The sequence below is a fragment of the Devosia sp. Root413D1 genome (assembly GCF_001425235.1).
Lineage (GTDB): Bacteria > Pseudomonadota > Alphaproteobacteria > Rhizobiales > Devosiaceae > Devosia_A.
In genome coordinates, this window is the sequence record NZ_LMEA01000009.1 from 499,575 (window position 1) to 515,321 (window position 15,747).

At 67.1% G+C, this 15,747-nt stretch carries 14 protein-coding genes; 11 read left to right on the plus strand and 3 right to left on the minus strand.

Features of this window, described 5'->3' with window-relative positions:
* Window positions 1–215 precede the first annotated feature (215 nt).
* The 7 genes from ASC89_RS14335 (at window position 216) to cobM (ending at window position 7,962) form a co-directional block, all read left to right on the plus strand.
* Entirely contained in the window at window positions 216–1,514 is a 1,299-nt protein-coding gene (locus tag ASC89_RS14335; protein ID WP_055998849.1) for a sirohydrochlorin chelatase, read from the plus strand.
* Window positions 1,514–2,548: a hypothetical protein gene (locus tag ASC89_RS14340; RefSeq protein WP_055998851.1), complete on the plus strand. Its 1,035-nt coding sequence runs from the start codon at window positions 1,514–1,516 to the stop codon at window positions 2,546–2,548. The genes ASC89_RS14335 and ASC89_RS14340 overlap by 1 nt, the downstream gene beginning before the upstream one ends.
* On the plus strand, window positions 2,545–3,168 hold the full coding sequence (locus tag ASC89_RS14345; protein WP_055998855.1) for a precorrin-8X methylmutase: 624 nt from the start codon (window positions 2,545–2,547) through the stop codon (window positions 3,166–3,168). The genes ASC89_RS14340 and ASC89_RS14345 overlap by 4 nt, the downstream gene beginning before the upstream one ends.
* Window positions 3,165–4,520: a precorrin-6y C5,15-methyltransferase (decarboxylating) subunit CbiE gene (cbiE, locus tag ASC89_RS14350; RefSeq protein WP_055998857.1), complete on the plus strand. Its 1,356-nt coding sequence runs from the start codon at window positions 3,165–3,167 to the stop codon at window positions 4,518–4,520. The genes ASC89_RS14345 and cbiE overlap by 4 nt, the downstream gene beginning before the upstream one ends.
* The gene (gene cobI, locus ASC89_RS14355; RefSeq protein ID WP_055998858.1) at window positions 4,517–5,254 is read left to right on the plus strand and encodes a precorrin-2 C(20)-methyltransferase; all 738 of its coding nucleotides are present in this window, start codon (window positions 4,517–4,519) and stop codon (window positions 5,252–5,254) included. The genes cbiE and cobI overlap by 4 nt, the downstream gene beginning before the upstream one ends.
* Window positions 5,251–7,023 (plus strand): precorrin-3B C(17)-methyltransferase, encoded by a 1,773-nt coding sequence (cobJ, locus tag ASC89_RS14360; protein ID WP_055998860.1) that lies wholly within the window; start codon window positions 5,251–5,253, stop codon window positions 7,021–7,023. Before cobI ends, cobJ begins: the two co-directional genes overlap by 4 nt.
* Before the next feature lie 156 nt (window positions 7,024–7,179).
* Window positions 7,180–7,962 (plus strand): precorrin-4 C(11)-methyltransferase, encoded by a 783-nt coding sequence (cobM, locus tag ASC89_RS14365; protein WP_055998862.1) that lies wholly within the window; start codon window positions 7,180–7,182, stop codon window positions 7,960–7,962.
* Window positions 7,963–7,988: 26 nt separating this feature from the next.
* Here cobM and ASC89_RS14370 read toward each other — a convergent pair whose 3' ends face one another.
* The gene (locus ASC89_RS14370; RefSeq protein WP_055998864.1) at window positions 7,989–8,723 is read right to left on the minus strand and encodes a cobalt-precorrin-6A reductase; all 735 of its coding nucleotides are present in this window, start codon (window positions 8,721–8,723) and stop codon (window positions 7,989–7,991) included.
* A gap of 128 nt (window positions 8,724–8,851) precedes the next feature.
* On the opposite strand from ASC89_RS14370, the gene ASC89_RS14375 reads away from it, so the two are divergent.
* Window positions 8,852–10,162, plus strand: coding sequence for a cobyrinate a,c-diamide synthase (locus ASC89_RS14375; RefSeq protein WP_055998866.1), 1,311 nt, complete (start codon window positions 8,852–8,854; stop codon window positions 10,160–10,162).
* 380 nt (window positions 10,163–10,542) lie between these two features.
* On the opposite strand, the gene cobF is transcribed toward ASC89_RS14375, so the two are convergent.
* Window positions 10,543–11,304, minus strand: a complete 762-nt coding sequence (gene cobF / locus ASC89_RS14380) for a precorrin-6A synthase (deacetylating) (protein WP_055998868.1) — start codon at window positions 11,302–11,304, stop codon at window positions 10,543–10,545.
* 45 nt (window positions 11,305–11,349) lie between these two features.
* Between cobF and ASC89_RS14385 the strand changes: the two genes are divergently transcribed.
* Both ASC89_RS14385 and cbiB read left to right on the plus strand, forming a co-directional pair.
* Entirely contained in the window at window positions 11,350–12,798 is a 1,449-nt protein-coding gene (locus ASC89_RS14385) for a cobyric acid synthase (RefSeq protein ID WP_156384625.1), read from the plus strand.
* A 112-nt stretch (window positions 12,799–12,910) separates the two neighbouring features.
* Entirely contained in the window at window positions 12,911–13,864 is a 954-nt protein-coding gene (cbiB, locus tag ASC89_RS14390; protein ID WP_055998872.1) for an adenosylcobinamide-phosphate synthase CbiB, read from the plus strand.
* 141 nt (window positions 13,865–14,005) lie between these two features.
* Here cbiB and cobU read toward each other — a convergent pair whose 3' ends face one another.
* Window positions 14,006–14,563 carry a bifunctional adenosylcobinamide kinase/adenosylcobinamide-phosphate guanylyltransferase gene (gene cobU / locus ASC89_RS14395; RefSeq protein ID WP_055998874.1) on the minus strand — a complete coding sequence of 186 codons (558 nt, stop codon included), beginning with the start codon at window positions 14,561–14,563 and terminating at the stop codon, window positions 14,006–14,008.
* A gap of 232 nt (window positions 14,564–14,795) precedes the next feature.
* On the opposite strand from cobU, the gene ASC89_RS14400 reads away from it, so the two are divergent.
* Window positions 14,796–15,722, plus strand: coding sequence for a BadF/BadG/BcrA/BcrD ATPase family protein (locus tag ASC89_RS14400; RefSeq protein ID WP_162247945.1), 927 nt, complete (start codon window positions 14,796–14,798; stop codon window positions 15,720–15,722).
* The last annotated feature ends 25 nt before the right edge of the window (window positions 15,723–15,747 follow it).

Consider the following 15,747-nt stretch of genomic DNA (forward strand, 5'->3'; position numbering starts at 1 on the left):
GTCACTGAATTTGCATGTGATTTTGAGAAGCGTTCGCATCTGGGCCGGAATCGTTTGACCCGCTATGGGCCCCTCACTACAACCCATTGATAGCGCAGCGTTCCTTGATGGACTGAGACTCACGCCCGGTGCGGTCGACCCAATTCGGGGACCAAGTCCGGGGCTGCTGGTTGGTCGAAAAGCGAACTCTGCCTTTGTGCAAAACAGAGGCGAGCATGAATAAATCCCTGATCCTGCCGGCGGAAACCGCCGTGATGCTGTGCGGCCATGGCAGCCGCAACCAGCTCGCCGTCGGCGAGTTCGCGGTGCTGGCCGAACGGCTAAGGCAGCGCCTGCCGGGCGTTCCCGTGGAGTACGGCTATCTCGAGTTCGCCAATCCGGTGATCCATCAGGGGCTGGATAAGTTGCGGGCAGGCGGTGCCAGGCGCGTCCTTGCCGTCCCCGGCATGTTGTTCGCCGCCGGCCACGCCAAGAACGACATTCCCTCGGTGCTCAACACCTATGCCGCCGGCAAGGATGTCGAGATCACCTATGGCCGCGAGCTCGGCGTCGATCTGAAGATGCTGCGCGCTGCCGGCGATCGCATCCAGGAGGCGATCGATGCCTCGCCCAACGAGGTGCCGCGGCACGAGACGCTGCTGGTGGTGGTCGGCCGCGGCGCTTCCGACCCCGATGCCAATTCCAACGTCGCCAAGGTCATGCGCCTCCTCTGGGAGGGCATGGGTTTTGGCTGGGGCGAGGTGGCCTATTCCGGCGTTACCTTCCCGCTCGTCGCTCCGGCGCTCGACCATGCGGTGAAGCTCGGCTATCGCCGCATCATCGTCTTTCCGTACTTCCTGTTCACCGGCGTGCTGGTCAAACGCATCTACGATGCCGCCGACGAGGCTGCGGCGAAGTACCCGCATATCGAGTTCCTCAACGCGCCCTACCTCAACGACCACCCGCTGGTGGTCGAGACCTTCATCGATCGCATCCAGGAAATGCTGGTCGGCCAGAACCTGATGAACTGCGCCATGTGCAAATACCGCGAGCAGGTGCTGGGCTTCGAGGCCGAGGTCGGTTTGAAGCAGGAGAGCCACCACCACCATGTCGAGGGCATTGGCGGCGGGCTGGAGAACTGCCCCTGCAAGGGTGATTGCGATTCATCGTGCCGCGACGAGGCCTTCTGCCTGAAGCATGGCCTGCCCTGGACGCCGCTCCACGCGCACGATCACGGCCATGACCACGGGCGTGACCACGGTCACGATCATGGCCACCCGCACACGCATCCACATAGCCACGCCCCGGTGCGCCACGCCCTCGTCGCCAACCCAGCCTTTCCGGTCATCCGTCTCGGCGGCAGCCACGATCACGGCTACCCCGAGGATCACGGCCATCACCACGGCGACGGTGCGCACCACCACCACGATGCCGATCACCACCATCACCCCTATCCGCACGCCGATCATCCGCTCGGGCCGGTGACGCTGCCCAAGGTTCCCGGCCGCCTTGCCCGTGAAGATGGCGAGAGCTGATGCCGTTGTTCGATCGCTACATCGCGGTGGATTGGTCGGCGGCGAATACGCCGAAGCGCGGCAAGGATTCGATCTGGATCGGCGAACTCGGCCCTGAAGGCCGGGTGCCGAGCCAGAACCCACCGACCCGCCACGCCGCGATGGCAGAGATCGCCGCCCGCCTGCTTGCCGCCCGCGGGCGCGGCGAACGCACCATGCTCGGCTTCGATTTCGTCTTCGGCTACCCCCGCGGCGGCGCTACGGCGATCTCAGCTGCCACCGGCCTCTCGGACACCTCCCCCCTTGTGGGCGACTTCGAGCCGGGCCGCAGGCAAAATCGCTCCAGTGGAGCGATTTTAGGGGAGAAGGCCATGAGAGCTACGCTCGAATGGCAAGGGAGGGGGGGGCCACAGCCACCATGGCTGCAGCTCTGGTCAGCCTTGGCCGGCACCGTCGTCGACAGCGCGGACAACAGCTCCAATCGCTTTCAGCTCGCCGAAGCGATCAACCTTCGGCTCGCCGACGGCCCGCATTTCTGGGGGCACCCGCACCAGCATAGCTACGCCGCTTTGCACCCCAAACGCCCGCCCAGCGCCTACGCAGCCATCCCCGAGCGCCGGATGGCGGAGCATTACGTCCGCAGCGCCCAGCCGGTATGGAAGCTGACCGGCGTCGGCTCGGTCGGTAGCCAGGCCATGCTCGGCATCGCCCGCCTCGCGGCCCTCCGCACCGACCCGCGCTTTGCCGCCGACATCGCCGTCTGGCCCTTCGAAACCAGCTTCGCCGACGACCTCAGCAGGCCGATCATCATCACCGAGATCTACCCCTCGCTGTTCCCGGTCAGCGCGGCCGATGGCTTGCCGCGCGACCGCGCCCAGGTCGAGGTCACCACCACACGCTTCGCCGAGCTCGACCGCGCCGGTCTCCTCCAAACCTTCCTCAACCCGCCCACCGAGCTGACCGCCGACCAGCGCGCCATCCTTATCGCCGAGGAAGGCTGGATCGCCGGCGCCGGCCACCAGGCGCTGCTCGCTCAGTTGCGGAGCGCCGCATGAGCTACCTCCGCGATCCCGCTGCCATCTATGCGCAGAGCTTCGCCACCATCGAGGCTGAAGCCGATCTCTCGTCGCTTGCGCCCGAACTTCACCCCGCCGCCATCCGCATGATCCATGCCTGCGGCATGGTCGATCTCGCAGCCGACATCGTCGGCGATCCCGCTGTTGCGGCGGCTTCTCAGGATGCGCTGCGCGCAGGCGCCCCCGTCCTCTGCGATTGCGAGATGGTCCGCTCCGGCATCATCCGCCGCCATCTGCCTGAATCCACCGAGCTCGTCCTCACCCTCAACGATCCCGCCGTGCCGGCACTGGCTGCCTCGCTCGGCACCACCCGCTCGGCCGCCGCCGTCGAGCTCTGGCGCCCCCGCCTCGCCGGCGCCGTCGTGCTGATCGGCAATGCCCCGACCGCGCTGTTCCACCTCATCGAACTGATCGCGGCCGGCGGCCCGCGCCCCGCCGCCATCATCGCCGCGCCGGTTGGTTTCGTGGGGGCGGCTGAAAGCAAGGCCTTGCTCGCGTCCAACGCGCTTTCTATGCCATTCCTCACGGTGCGCGGTCGCCGCGGTGGCTCGGCCGTCGCCAGCGCCGCCTTCAACGCCATTTCGAAAGACCTCGCATGACCGCCTGGCTGCACATCATCGGGGTAGGGGAGCGGGGGCCGAACGAGCTGCCGGCATCCTACAAGCTGCTGCTCAACTATGCCGATACCGTCGTCGGCCCGGCCCGCTTCCTCGCCGATCTCCAGCCGGTGACCCGCCCCAACGCCAGCGCCGACCTGTTCAACCCCGAATTCGTCACCAAGCGCAGCTTCGAGGCCGTGGCCCGGGCACTGGCCGGCGAGGAGCCCGATCATTCGCCTGCTGCAACCTATGCCGATGGCCGCACGCTGATCGAATGGGAGCCGCCGCTCGAGAGCATGATCGAACAGGTGATGGCGCTGCGCGAGACCCCCACCGTCATCCTCGCCTCGGGCGATCCGATGTGGTTCGGCATCGGCGCCACGCTGACCCGTTACCTGCTGCCCTCCGAGTTCGTCATCCACCCCCACCCCTCGGCCTTCCAGCTCGCCGCGTCGCGGCTGCACTGGCCGCTGCAGTCGGTCGCCACCCTGTCGCTGCATGGCCGGGCGGTGGAATCGATGCACCCGCATCTCCTCCCCGGCAACCGCATCCTGGCGCTCACCGCCGATCACACCACCGTCGACCTCGCCATCGAGCTGCTGGTCGATCGCGGCTATGGCCGCAGCCTCGTCACCACGCTCGAGAATCTCGGCAGCCCCGACGAGAAGATCACCGCCGACGAGGCAGAGAGCTTCAACAGCCGTGATATCGACGATTTCTACGTCCTCGCCATCGACTGCGTGCCCGATTTCACCGCTCCGCTGCTGCCCCCGGTTCCCGGCCTGCCCGACGAGGTCTTCGTCACCGATGGCCAGCTGACCAAGCGCGAGGTGCGGGCCGCCACCCTCGCCAAGCTCGCCCCGTTCCCCGGCGCGCTGCTCTGGGATGTCGGCGCCGGCTCGGGCTCCATCGCCATCGAGTGGATGCGCGCGGCCCGCGACGCCAAGGCCATCGCCTTCGAGCGCCAGGGCGAGCGCCTGCAGATGATCGCTCTCAATGCCGCCGCGCTCGGTGTGCCAAACCTTGAAATCGTCAGCGGTGAGGCGCCGGGGACCTTCGGCCGCACAGCCCCGCCCGATGCCATCTTCATGGGCGGCGATGTCGGCAATGACGACCTGTTCGATGCCTGCTGGAGCGCCCTGAAACCCGGCGGCAGGCTGGTCGCCAACGCCGTTACCCTCGATGCCGAGCACGCCCTCTATTCGCGCCATCTGCAGCTCGGCGGCGAGCTGACCCGCATTGAGATTTCCTCGCTCGACCGCGTCGGCGGTCATCGCGCCTTCAAGCCGCGCATGGCGGTAACGCAATGGCTGGTCACCAAGGCAATGCACGGCCTCGTGGTGACGCCATGAAAACCGAACCCACCACCGGTACGCTGCACCTCGTGGGCGTCGGCCCGGGGGATCCCGAACTGCTGACCTTGAAGGCGGCTCGGATTATCAGTTCCGCCCAAGTGGTCGCCTTCCCCCAGACCGAGAGCGGGACGACGATGGCGTTAGACATTGCTCGCGGTCATGTCGCCCCGTCCGCGGTGCTTGAGCCGATCAGCATCCCGATGACCATTCGCATGCCGAACGGCGAGTTCACCTCGAAAGAGGAGCACTATCTGGCTGCAGCAGCCATCATCGAGGGGCACCTTCTTGCGGGCCGCGACGTTGTCTACCTCTGTGAAGGTGATCCGCTATTTTACGGAACCTCTATCTACGTCGGCACCGGGCTTTGGGACCGCTTCCCCGTCAAAGTCGTACCGGGCATAACCTCGATGAATGCGGCCGCCGCCGCGATCCCCTTTCCGCTGGTTGCCCGCTTCGAGTCACTCACGGTGTTGACTGGGCCCAGTCCTGACGAAATCTTGCTGCCCAGCATCGACGACGCCGGGTCGGTGGTCATTCTCAAAGTCGGTCGTCACTACGATCGGCTGCGGGCGCTGCTGGAAAAGACTGGTCGAGCCGAATGGGCATGGCTTGTCGAGAATGTCGGCGGGGAGCGGCAACGCATTGTTCGCGTTCGCGACGCGGAGCCGGGCCCCAAACCCTACTTCTCACTGCTGCTCTGCTACTCAGGAGCGGAGTTCTGGCTCGAATGACTCCCGCCATCATCATCTTCGCCGATACCGGCCTCGATACCGCCAACCGCATTGCCGAGGCGACCGGTGGTGAGATCTACAGCTGCGGGCAGGGCGGCGCCGACGCGCTGAAACTGTTGCCGCGGCTGTTCTCCGAAGGCCGCCCGATCATTGGGGTCTGTGCTGCCGGCATCCTGATCCGGCTGCTCGCCTCGAGCCTCGAGAACAAGCAGAAGGAACCGCCAGTGCTTGCCGTCTCGCTCGGCGGCGCCAGCATCGTGCCACTGCTTGGCGGCCATCGCGGCGCCAACCGGCTGGCGCGCGAACTCGCCGACGAACTGGGCGGCCATCCGGCCATCACCACGGCGTCGGACAGCAAGTTCCTCCACAGCCTCGATGAGCCGCCTCCGGGCTGGGTGCTCGGCACCCCGCACGACGCCAAGCCCGCCATGATGGCGCTGCTGCTCGGTGCCAAGCTGCAGATCGAGGGTGAAGCGCCATTTCTCGCCGAAGCCGGCTACCCGGTCTCTTCGATGGGTGCGGTCAAGGTGTTGGTCTCCGAGCAGAAGCTGCGCATCGAGCGCGGCGTCGTCTATCACCCCAAGACGCTGGTCGCCGGTGTCGGCTGCGAGCGGGGCGCCGACGCCGAGGAGGTCATCGGCCTCATCGATTTCGCCCTGCGCCAGCAGAACCTGGCGCCCGAAAGCCTGGCCGCCATCGCCTCGATCGACATCAAGGCCGACGAGCCGGCGCTGCTCGAAGCCGCGCGGCACTTCAAGGTGCCACTGCGGCTGTTCTCGGCTGCTGAACTCCTCCAGGAGCGCTACCGCCTCAAGTCGCCGTCCGACTATGTCGAGGAGACCGTCGGCACCCCCAGCGTCGCCGAGGCGGCGGCGCTGAAGGCCGGCCCGCTGGTGGTCGAGAAGCTGAAATCCGACCGCGCCACCTGTGCCATCGGCAAGGCGCTGCACCCGATCGATCCCGAAGGCTTCGGCCGTCGACCGGGCGTGCTGCACCTCGTCGGCATCGGGCCGGGCGAAGCCGTCTCGCGTACCGCTGCGGCGGTGAACGCGCTCGAACAGAGCACCGATTGGGTCGGCTACGAGCTCTACATCGATCTTGTCGCCGATCTCCGCCGCGGCCAGGTCGAGCATCGTTACGGCCTCGGCGAGGAAGAGAGCCGGGTCCGCCACGCCCTCGAGCTCGCGGCCGAGGGCAAGGTGGTTTCGCTGGTCTGTTCCGGCGACGCGCAGATCTACGCCATGGCGGCGCTCGCCTATGAGCTGCTCGACGCCACCGGCCCGCGCGCCGTCTCCGAGGTCGCCCGCCGCGTCAACCTCGAAACCCACCCTGGCGTCTCCGCCTTCCAGGCCGCGTCCGCCGCGGCCGGCGCGCTGATCGGCCACGATTTCTGCTGCATCTCGCTCTCCGACCTGCTCACCCCACGCCAGGACATTCTGAAGCGGCTCGACGGCGCCGCCCGCGCCGATTTCGTCACCGCGCTCTACAACCCGCGCTCGCAGCGCCGCACCGACCTGATCGAGGAGACCAAGCGCATCTTCCTCGAGCACCGCCCGCCCTCGACCCCGGTGATCATCGGCTCCAATCTCGGTCGCCCCACCGAAAAGGTTCGCGTCGTCGCGCTGGCCGATCTCGATCCGACCGAGATCGACATGCTGACCATCGTGATGATCGGCTCCAGTAGCTCGCGCACCTTCCAGCGCGGCTCCGGCACCGTCGCCTACACCCCACGCGGCTACGCAGCCAAGGGGGCTGGCGATGGGCAGTAAGCAAGGCCCCCTCACCCGGATCGCTTTGCGATCCGACCTCTCCCCTCAGGGAGAGTTGAGCTGGGGCGCGATCCAACGTCCTCCTCACCTCTCCCTTTGGGGGAGAGGTCGCCGCGAAGCGGCGGGTGAGGGGGCCTTCTTCAGCCTTGGTAACAAATGACCGTCTACTTCATCGGCGCCGGCCCCGGCGCGCCCGATCTCATCACGCTGCGCGGCCAGCGCCTCATCGAGCGCTGCGAGGTCTGCCTCTATGCCGGCTCGCTGGTCCCCGCCGAGATCGTCGCCGCCGCCCCTGAAGGTGCACTGGTCCGCGACACGGCGCCGATGCATCTCGACGAGATCATTGACGAGATCATCAAAGCCAATGACGCCGGCAAGGATGTGTCGCGCGTCCATTCCGGCGATCCTTCGATTTACGGCGCTGTCGCCGAGCAGATGCGCCGCCTCGATGCACTCGACATCCCGTATGAGGTGGTGCCTGGTGTTCCCGCCTTCGCCGGCGCTGCCGCCCGTATCGCGGCCGAGCTGACGTTGCCGGAGATATCGCAGACCATCATCCTCACCCGTACTTCGGGCAAGGCTTCGGCCATGCCTGAGTCGGAGAGCCTCGAGATCCTGGGCTTGTCGAAGGCAACGCTCTGCATCCACCTGTCGATCCGCAATCTCGGCTATGTCGAGACCGCGCTGACCCCGAATTACGGGGCCGACTGCCCGGTGGTGATCATCTACCGCGCCACCTGGCCGGACGAGGAAGTGATCTTCACCACGCTCTCCGAGATGAAGGCGCGCGTCCGCGAGGAGAAGATCACCCGCACCGCGCTCATCCTCGTCGGCCGCGTCCTCGGCGAAACCCGCTTCCGCGAGTCCAAGCTCTACGACGAGAGTTTTGCCCATGTGCTGCGCAACGCCGGCAAGAAGAAGCTGAGGGCAGGGGGATGATGGCCGCGAGGGCCCGCGCCAGCCTCTCAGATATTCGACCCCAGCTTCAGCGCCGCGATCGCTTGCCCGACCGTCGGCACCTCGTGCGCCGGCGGCAAAGCCGGCCGGGCGATCATGAACACCGGGAGCCGCAGCCGCAGCGCCGCCTGCAGCTTCGCCTCGGTCTGCGCCCCACCGGAATTCTTGCAGATCAGGTGGGTGATTCCCTGGTCCTGCATCATCTGGAACTCGCCATTGAAAAAGAATGGCGGCCGCGCCAACAGCGACGTGGCGTTGACCGGCAGTTCCTTTTCCGGCGGCTCGATCGAGCGCACCACGAAGCTGCAATCGGTGCGCTTCAGATAGACGTCGAGCTGGGTGTGCCCGACGGTCAGCAGCGCCCGCGCCCCCTTGGGCAGGCTGGCCGCCGCCTCCTCGGCATTGGCGACATGCTTCCAGAACGCATATTGCGGCTCGCTCCAGGCCGGCCGGGTCAGCCGTACCAGTCGCATCTCAGCCAGCTCCGCCGCCCGCACGGCGTTGCGCTTGATCTCTTCGGCATAGGGGTGCGTGGCGTCGACCAGCCGGTCGAAGCGCTCGGTGATGATGTAGTTGCCCATCCCGTCGCCGCCGCCAAACCCACCAATGCGCACCTCGCCCGCTGGCAACAGCGGATCGCTGGTCCGGCCCGCCAGCGACGTGGTCACCGCGTGGCCCATCTTGGTCAATTGCGCAGCAAGCTGCCGCGCCTCTTCGGTCCCGCCGAGGATCAGGATCTTCATCTATTTGTATTCCCCAAGTCCGGCGCCCAACTGGGCCGCAGCGCCGCCAGTACCCCCCGGTCCGGTTGCGATAACTCTATCTTAACCGCTAGTCCCAAGATTTTGCAGCATAATCTTCGCGTGCCAGGATGAATGGCCTGATCGTCGCCGCGCCCCGCTCCGGCTCGGGCAAGACTACACTCACCCTGGGCCTCCTCGCCGCACTGACGCGTCGCGGCTTGAGTGTCGCGCCGGCCAAGACCGGCCCCGACTATATCGACACCACCATCCTCGCCCGCGCCGCCGGCCGTCCGGCCATCAACCTCGACCCCTGGGCCATGTCGCCCAACCGCCTGCGAAGCCTCGCCTCACACCACGCCGCCGCTGCCGACCTGCTGCTCGTCGAAGGTGTCATGGGCCTGTTCGACGGCGCTGCCGACGGCCGTGGCTCGACCGCCGACCTCGCGGCTGCCCTCGGCCTGCCGGTAATCCTGGTGCTTGATGCCGAGCGTCAATCGCAGTCGATCGCCGCCCTCGCGCACGGCTTCGCCACCTGGCGCCCGCAAGTGAAAGTCACCGGCCTGATCGTCAACCGCGCCGCCTCCACCCGCCACGAAGCCATGCTCCGTGCCGCGCTGGCAGCTGTCGACATCCCGCTCCTCGGCGTCGTCCCCAGGCGCGACGCCCTTGCACTCCCCGACCGCCACCTGGGCCTCGTCCTCCCCGACGAGATCGCCGGCTTCGACAAGGTCGTCGCCACCGCCGCCGAAGCGGTGGAGGACTATGTCGACCTCAATCACCTCTTGGCACTGAGCTTGCCGCTCCACTCTGTTCACGGGGGAGGGGAGCCGCTTCCCCCTCTCGGCCAGCACATCGCCATCGCCCGCGACGACGCCTTCGCCTTCCTCTACGCGCATTGGCTCGATGACTGGCGCGATGCCGGGGCCAGCCTCAGCTTCTTCTCCCCGCTCGCCGACGAAGCGCCCGACACCACGGCCGATGCCGTCTTCCTCCCCGGCGGTTACCCCGAACTGCACGCCGCCCGCCTCGCCGCTGCAGAGACTTTCATGCGCGGCCTGCGGGCGAGCGCCGAGCGGTCGGCGCTGATCTATGGCGAATGCGGGGGCTTCATGGTGCTCGGCGCCGCCCTCACCGACAAGGCCGGTGCGGCTTATCCGATGTCCGGGCTCTTGCCGCACGAAACCCGCATCGACCGCCCCAAACGGGTCCTCGGCTATCGCCGCCTCGCCCACCAAAGCCCGCTGCCGTTCCCGCAACACCTCGCTGGTCACGAGTTCCACTATTCATCCGCCCGCAAGACCCGTGGCACGCCATTGTTCAGCGCCACCGACGCGCTCGGTGAGGCGCTGCTGCCGATGGGGCTGGTCGAGGGCCGCGTCATGGGGTCGTACGCCCACGTGATCGATGTGGCTCCAGAAGCAAGCGCCGGCGCGGGCTGACCCCCACCCCTGTCCCCTCCCCGCAAGGGGGAGGGAGACCCCAACACGGCGATCTCAGTCTGCGTCTCCCTCCCCCTTGCGGCAGGGCTATCGCATATGGGGGACTGACAGTAGTTGGGTGGCCTTCTCCCCTTGTGGGAGAAGGTGGCCGAAGGCCGGATGAGGGGTCCGCGCAACGAAGTGTAGCGCGGTCGGAGCGTAAGCGACGAGCGACTGAGTGCGTGGAGAGAACCCCTCATCCGCCCTTCGGGCACCTTCTCCCACAAGGGGAGAAGGCACTCACACAACGGCCGGTGGCTTTCCATATGCGATAGCCATGCCCCTTGCGGGGAGGGATCAAGGGGGGCGGCCAACCATCGACGGCTAGACGACAGGAGGCGTCAGCTCTTCTCAGGCTTCCGGATCATGTATGTGTCCATGATCCAGCCGTTCCGCGCCTGCGCCTCGCGGCGCTTCGAATCGATCTCGTCCATCACCTCGGACACCTTTCCGGCAACAAGAAGCTCGTCCGCCGTCCCGAGATAGGCGCCCCAGAAGATCTCGGCTTCGCTCTCGGCGAACCGCCGGAACACCTGGTGGTTGTCCAGCATCACCACGGCGCTGGTCAGTTCGTCCGCCTCGCCTTCGCCGACCCGACGGCCGGTGGTGATGGTCACCGCCTCGCCGACCCGGTTCAGCGTCACCTGGTGTTGGGCGGCCAGTGCCTGCGGCGCCGAAATCCCGGGGATCACCTCGATGGCGATTGGGCAGCCGGCCGCCTGCATATCCCTGAGGATGCGCAGCGTTCCGTCATAGAGCGCCGGGTCGCCCCAGACGAGGAACGCGCCGACGCCCGTCTCGGGCAGCTCGGCGAACATTTGCCGGTAGGCAAGCTCGAGCTTATCCCGCCACTCCTCGACGCTTTCGCGATAGTCGGGCGTCGCCGCCTTGCGGCGCGACGGGATGGCGAACTCCACCAGCCGGTAGCGCGGCTCGCTGACGAACTGCTCGAGCATCGCCAGCCGGATGGCGTTGAGCCCGGCCTTCTCCTCGCCCTTGTCGGGCATGAAGAACACCTCGGCGCGGTTCATCGCCTTGATCGCCTGAAGCGTGAGGTAATCCGGGTTGCCGGCCCCGATGCCGATGACGAGGATGGTGCGCATCCGTCCTCCCTATCGGATCGCTGCGTCACCCGCTAGAACCGCAGCATGGCGAAATCCCTGATGTTCATGGGCACCGGGTCCGATGTCGGCAAGTCGCTGCTGGTGGCAGGCCTTTGTCGCGCCTACACAAATCGCGGGCTGCGCGTCGCGCCGTTCAAGCCGCAGAACATGTCCAACAATGCCGCCGTCACCGCCGATGGCGGCGAGATCGGCCGGGCTCAGGCGTTGCAGGCAAGGGCAGCCCGACGCGCCCCCGTCACCGCCATGAACCCGGTGCTGCTGAAGCCCGAGGGTGAGACCGGCTCGCAGCTGGTGCTGCGTGGCCAGCGCATCGGCAGCTTCCCGGCCCGCGAGTACTGGAAGAAGCGCGGCGAGCTGCTCCCTCAGGTGCTCGCCGCCCATGGCGAGCTTGGCTCGGACACCGACCTGATCGTCGTCGAAGGCGCGGGCAGCGCCTCCGAGGTCAACCTCCGCGCCAACGACATCGCTAATTTCGGTTTCGCCCGTGCCGCCGATGTGCCGGTGATCCTTGCCGGCGATATCCAGCGCGGCGGCGTCATCGCCGCCCTGGTCGGCACTTTCGCGGTGATCGATCCCGCCGATGCCGCATTGATTGCCGCGACACTGGTGAACAAGTTCCAGGGCGATCCGGCCTTGTTCGAAGACGGCAGGCGCTTCGTCGCCGAACGTACCGGGGTGCCCTGCCTCGGCCCGGTTCCGTATTTCAGCGATGCACGAAAACTTCCGGCCGAAGACGCGCTGGCGCTCGAGGAGCAGCAGAGGCCGGGGCAGGGCGGCTATCGCATCGTCGTGCCGCGCCTGCCGCGCATTGCGAACTTCGACGATCTCGATCCGCTGCGGCTCGAGCCCGGCGTCAGCCTCGAAATCGTCCAGCCAGGGCGCCCGCTGCCCTATGGCGAGCTGATCATCCTCCCCGGCTCCAAGGCCACGCGCAACGATCTCGCGGCGTTGCGCGAGTACGGTTGGGACATCGATATCCTCGCCCACCATCGCGCCGGCGCCCGCGTGCTTGGTCTTTGCGGCGGCTTCCAGATGCTGGGCCATACGGTGTTCGATCCCCTGGGACTCGAGGGCGTGGTCGGCACCTCGGCCGGCCTTAACCTCCTCGACATCGACACCGTCCTCGGCCCCACCAAGGAGCTGCGGGTCGAGCAGGCGACTTCGGCCCTGACCGGCGACCCGCTGGTGGGCTACCACATGCATATGGGCGTCACCCGCGGCCGCGGCCTCGAGCGCCCCTTCGCCCGTATCGGCGATGCGACTGACGGCGCGGTGAGCGCCGATGGCACGGTGATGGGGACATATCTCCACGGCCTGTTCGCCGCCGACGCCTTCCGCCGCAACTTCCTGGGTTCGGCCGCCGCGACCTCGGCGCTGGCCTACGAGGCCACCATCGAGGCGACCCTCGACGCGCTCGCCGCTCACCTCGAGCGGCACCTCGACCTCGAAGCGCTGCTGGAGCTGGCGCGATGAGGGCCGTTTCGGTTGTCGAATCTCTCCCCGCGGTACGGGGGCGCAGTCGGCGTCCCTCCCCCGCAAGCGGGAGAGGGAACCTGACTGCCGGCTTTGGGAGAGGGCACCCCTGATGCAAGCCCTCCTCGCTCCCCTGGCGCTGCTGCTCGAGCGCCTCGTCGGTTACCCCAACGGTCTTGTCGCCCGCATCGGCCACCCGGTGATGTGGATCGGCAGGCTGATCTCGCTGCTCGACCTGCGGCTGAACCGCGACGTCAACCGCCGCGGCAAGGGCGTGCTGGCGCTTATTATCCTGCTCGCCGTTACCGGCCTCGTCACCGTGGCTATCGCCTGGCTCTGCCGTCTCATCCCCTATGGCTTTATCCTCGAAGCCATTCTCGCCTCCACCTTCCTGGCACAGAAGGCGCTGGGCGATGCCGTGCGCTTCGTCGCCGCCGCGCTGCGCCGTAGCCTGCCCGAGGGGCGCACCGCGGTGAGCCACATTGTCGGCCGCGATCCGCAAGCGCTCGACGAGCCCGGCGTCGCCCGCGCCGCCATCGAGTCGCTGGCCGAATCCACCTCCGATGCGGTAGTCGCGCCGCTGTTCTGGCTTGTCCTGTTCGGCCTGCCGGGCATCGCGCTCTACAAGGCGGTGAACACCGCCGACTCGATGATCGGCCACAAGACCGAGCGGCACCTCGAATTCGGCTGGGCCAGCGCCCGCTTCGACGACCTGCTGAACCTGATCCCCGCTCGTCTCACCGCTTTGCTGATCGCCGGTGGGGCCTTCTTCATCAAGGGCGCGCATCCGGAGCTGGCCTGGTCCACGGCGCTGCGCGATGCGAGAAAGCACGAAAGCCCCAATGCCGGCTGGCCCGAAGCCGCGATGGCCGGCGCGCTCGGCTTCCGCCTCGGCGGCCCCCGGAGCTATGACGGCGACGTGGTGGATCTGCCGAGTTTTGGCGATGGTCGGGCGGAACTCGGAGCCGACGACATCGAGCGCTCGCTCAGGCTCTACGCCATGACGCTCAACCTGACGCTGGCGGTGACGGTGCTGGTGGCGCTGGTGGTTTGGCGGCTAAGCTAGCTCTCACCCCCACCACGGTGTCATCCCAGCGAAAGCTGGGACCCATTTCGCCGCCCGTGCCAGCCGATAGTTGGGTCCCAGCTTTCGCTGGGATGACATCGAGTTTGAGGTACGATCTCAACCCAAGCACCGGCCGGCTGCTCAGGCCTCATGCACCCGCCGCTGCAGCACTTCTGCCTCCGGCGCCGACCCCTTCAGCACCATCGGCAGCCCGGCCACCACGAAATAGGCATCGTCGCAGATCTCGGCGATCCGCTGATGCGCCGACCCGGCGAGGTCGCGGAACATTCGCGCCATCGCATTATCCGGCACGATCCCCAGCCCCACCTCGTTCGAAACCAGGATCACCCGGGCGCTGGTCGTCGCCGCCAGCGTCGCCAGCAATTCGTCCACCGCCGCCGCCACGTTTTCGTTGGCGACGATCAGGTTGGTGATCCACAGCGTCAGGCAATCGACGAGGATGGCATCATGCGCTTTGGCGGCCTGCATGATAGCGGCGCTCAGCCGCAGCGGCTCCTCGATGGTGGCGAAAGCCTGCGCCCGCTGCTGCTTGTGGCTCTCCACCCGCTCGCGCATTTCGGCATCGAGCGCCTGCGCTGTTGCGAGATAGGCCGGGCGCGTCCCGGCCCGCATTGCCAGCCGCTCGGCAAAGCCGGTCTTGCCCGAGCGTGCGCCGCCCAGCACCAGAACATGACCCATTTGTTGGCCTCCTTGCCGTCCTTGCTGCCATGGAGCAATGCGCTGCGCCGGGCTTCGATCCATCGGCGGCGGACTCTGGCCGCATGCGAGCCATGCGGCAAGCGACCTTTCCAGCCGCTTTCCTTTGCTTATTCTACTTTCGTCTAGAAACCTTTGGCATTAAGGTCCGCGCCGGACTCGGGGGGCTCCTGGGTCGGCAAGCCATTAGTTGTCGCGAAGGAGTGCGCGTTCGGTGCCTAGGTACTATCTCGGGGTGGATGGTGGCGGCACCAACTGCCGCATCCGCCTCGCCAACGAGAACCTCGAAACCCTGGCCGACGCTGCCGGTGGTCGCTCGAACCTGCAGATCGAGGCCGGCGAGCCGGCTTTCCGCTCCATTACCGAGGGCACCAAAGAGGTGTTCCAGAAAGCCGGTATCGATATCGCCGAGGCGGCCAATACCTATGCCTGCTTCGGCATGGCCGGCGGCCGGCTGCCTTCGGCGCGCGAGGCCTTCGAGCAGCGCCCCTGGCCCTTCGCCAAGGTTCGCGTCTATGACGACATCGATATCGCCCGCGCCGGCGCCCATGGTGGCGAGGATGGTGCGGTAATCATCGTCGGCACCGGTTCGGCTGCCCTGGCCATGGTCAATGGCCAGCGCCACCAGTGCGGCGGCTGGGGCTTTCAGATCGGCGACCAGATGTCGGGCGCCATTCTCGGCCGCGAACTGGTGCGCCGCTCGGTCGAAGCTGCCGACGGCCTGCGGTCCGCCTCGCCGCTGACCGAAGCGGTGATCTCCAAGCTTGGCGGTTCGATCGATACGGTGATGGATTGGTCCTTCCCGCAAGACCCGCGCGGCCCGATGCCGGCCGGCAACGGCGCCCCGTCGACCCTGCTCGGCCGGGCGCCCGCCGAATTCGGCGCGCTGATCCCGCTGTTCTTCGATTTCTACGAAGCGGGCGATCCGGTGGCCAAAGAACTGATGGAGCTCGAGCTGAGCTACATCGACACCTATGTGCGCTGGTTCAAGGCGCGCGGCGTCACCCGCATGGCCGCCGTCGGCGGCTTCGGCACCCGCCTCTACCCGCTGATGATCGAGCGCCACGGCGACTTCATCGTCCGCCCCGTCGACGAGCCGCTGCACGGCGCCGTCATCCTTGCCAAGCAGAATTTCGCCTGAGTTTGAGTTGCCATGAACTACCTCG

Coding starts and splice junctions, on each gene's coding strand:
- ASC89_RS14335 (WP_055998849.1), top strand. CDS start 216: ATGAATAAATCCCTGATCCTGCCGGCGGAAACCGCCGTGATGCTGTGC.
- ASC89_RS14340 (WP_055998851.1), top strand. CDS start 1,514: ATGCCGTTGTTCGATCGCTACATCGCGGTGGATTGGTCGGCGGCGAAT.
- ASC89_RS14345 (WP_055998855.1), top strand. CDS start 2,545: ATGAGCTACCTCCGCGATCCCGCTGCCATCTATGCGCAGAGCTTCGCC.
- cbiE (WP_055998857.1), top strand. CDS start 3,165: ATGACCGCCTGGCTGCACATCATCGGGGTAGGGGAGCGGGGGCCGAAC.
- cobI (WP_055998858.1), top strand. CDS start 4,517: ATGAAAACCGAACCCACCACCGGTACGCTGCACCTCGTGGGCGTCGGC.
- cobJ (WP_055998860.1), top strand. CDS start 5,251: ATGACTCCCGCCATCATCATCTTCGCCGATACCGGCCTCGATACCGCC.
- cobM (WP_055998862.1), top strand. CDS start 7,180: ATGACCGTCTACTTCATCGGCGCCGGCCCCGGCGCGCCCGATCTCATC.
- ASC89_RS14370 (WP_055998864.1), bottom strand. CDS start 8,723: ATGAAGATCCTGATCCTCGGCGGGACCGAAGAGGCGCGGCAGCTTGCT.
- ASC89_RS14375 (WP_055998866.1), top strand. CDS start 8,852: ATGAATGGCCTGATCGTCGCCGCGCCCCGCTCCGGCTCGGGCAAGACT.
- cobF (WP_055998868.1), bottom strand. CDS start 11,304: ATGCGCACCATCCTCGTCATCGGCATCGGGGCCGGCAACCCGGATTAC.
- ASC89_RS14385 (WP_156384625.1), top strand. CDS start 11,350: ATGGCGAAATCCCTGATGTTCATGGGCACCGGGTCCGATGTCGGCAAG.
- cbiB (WP_055998872.1), top strand. CDS start 12,911: ATGCAAGCCCTCCTCGCTCCCCTGGCGCTGCTGCTCGAGCGCCTCGTC.
- cobU (WP_055998874.1), bottom strand. CDS start 14,563: ATGGGTCATGTTCTGGTGCTGGGCGGCGCACGCTCGGGCAAGACCGGC.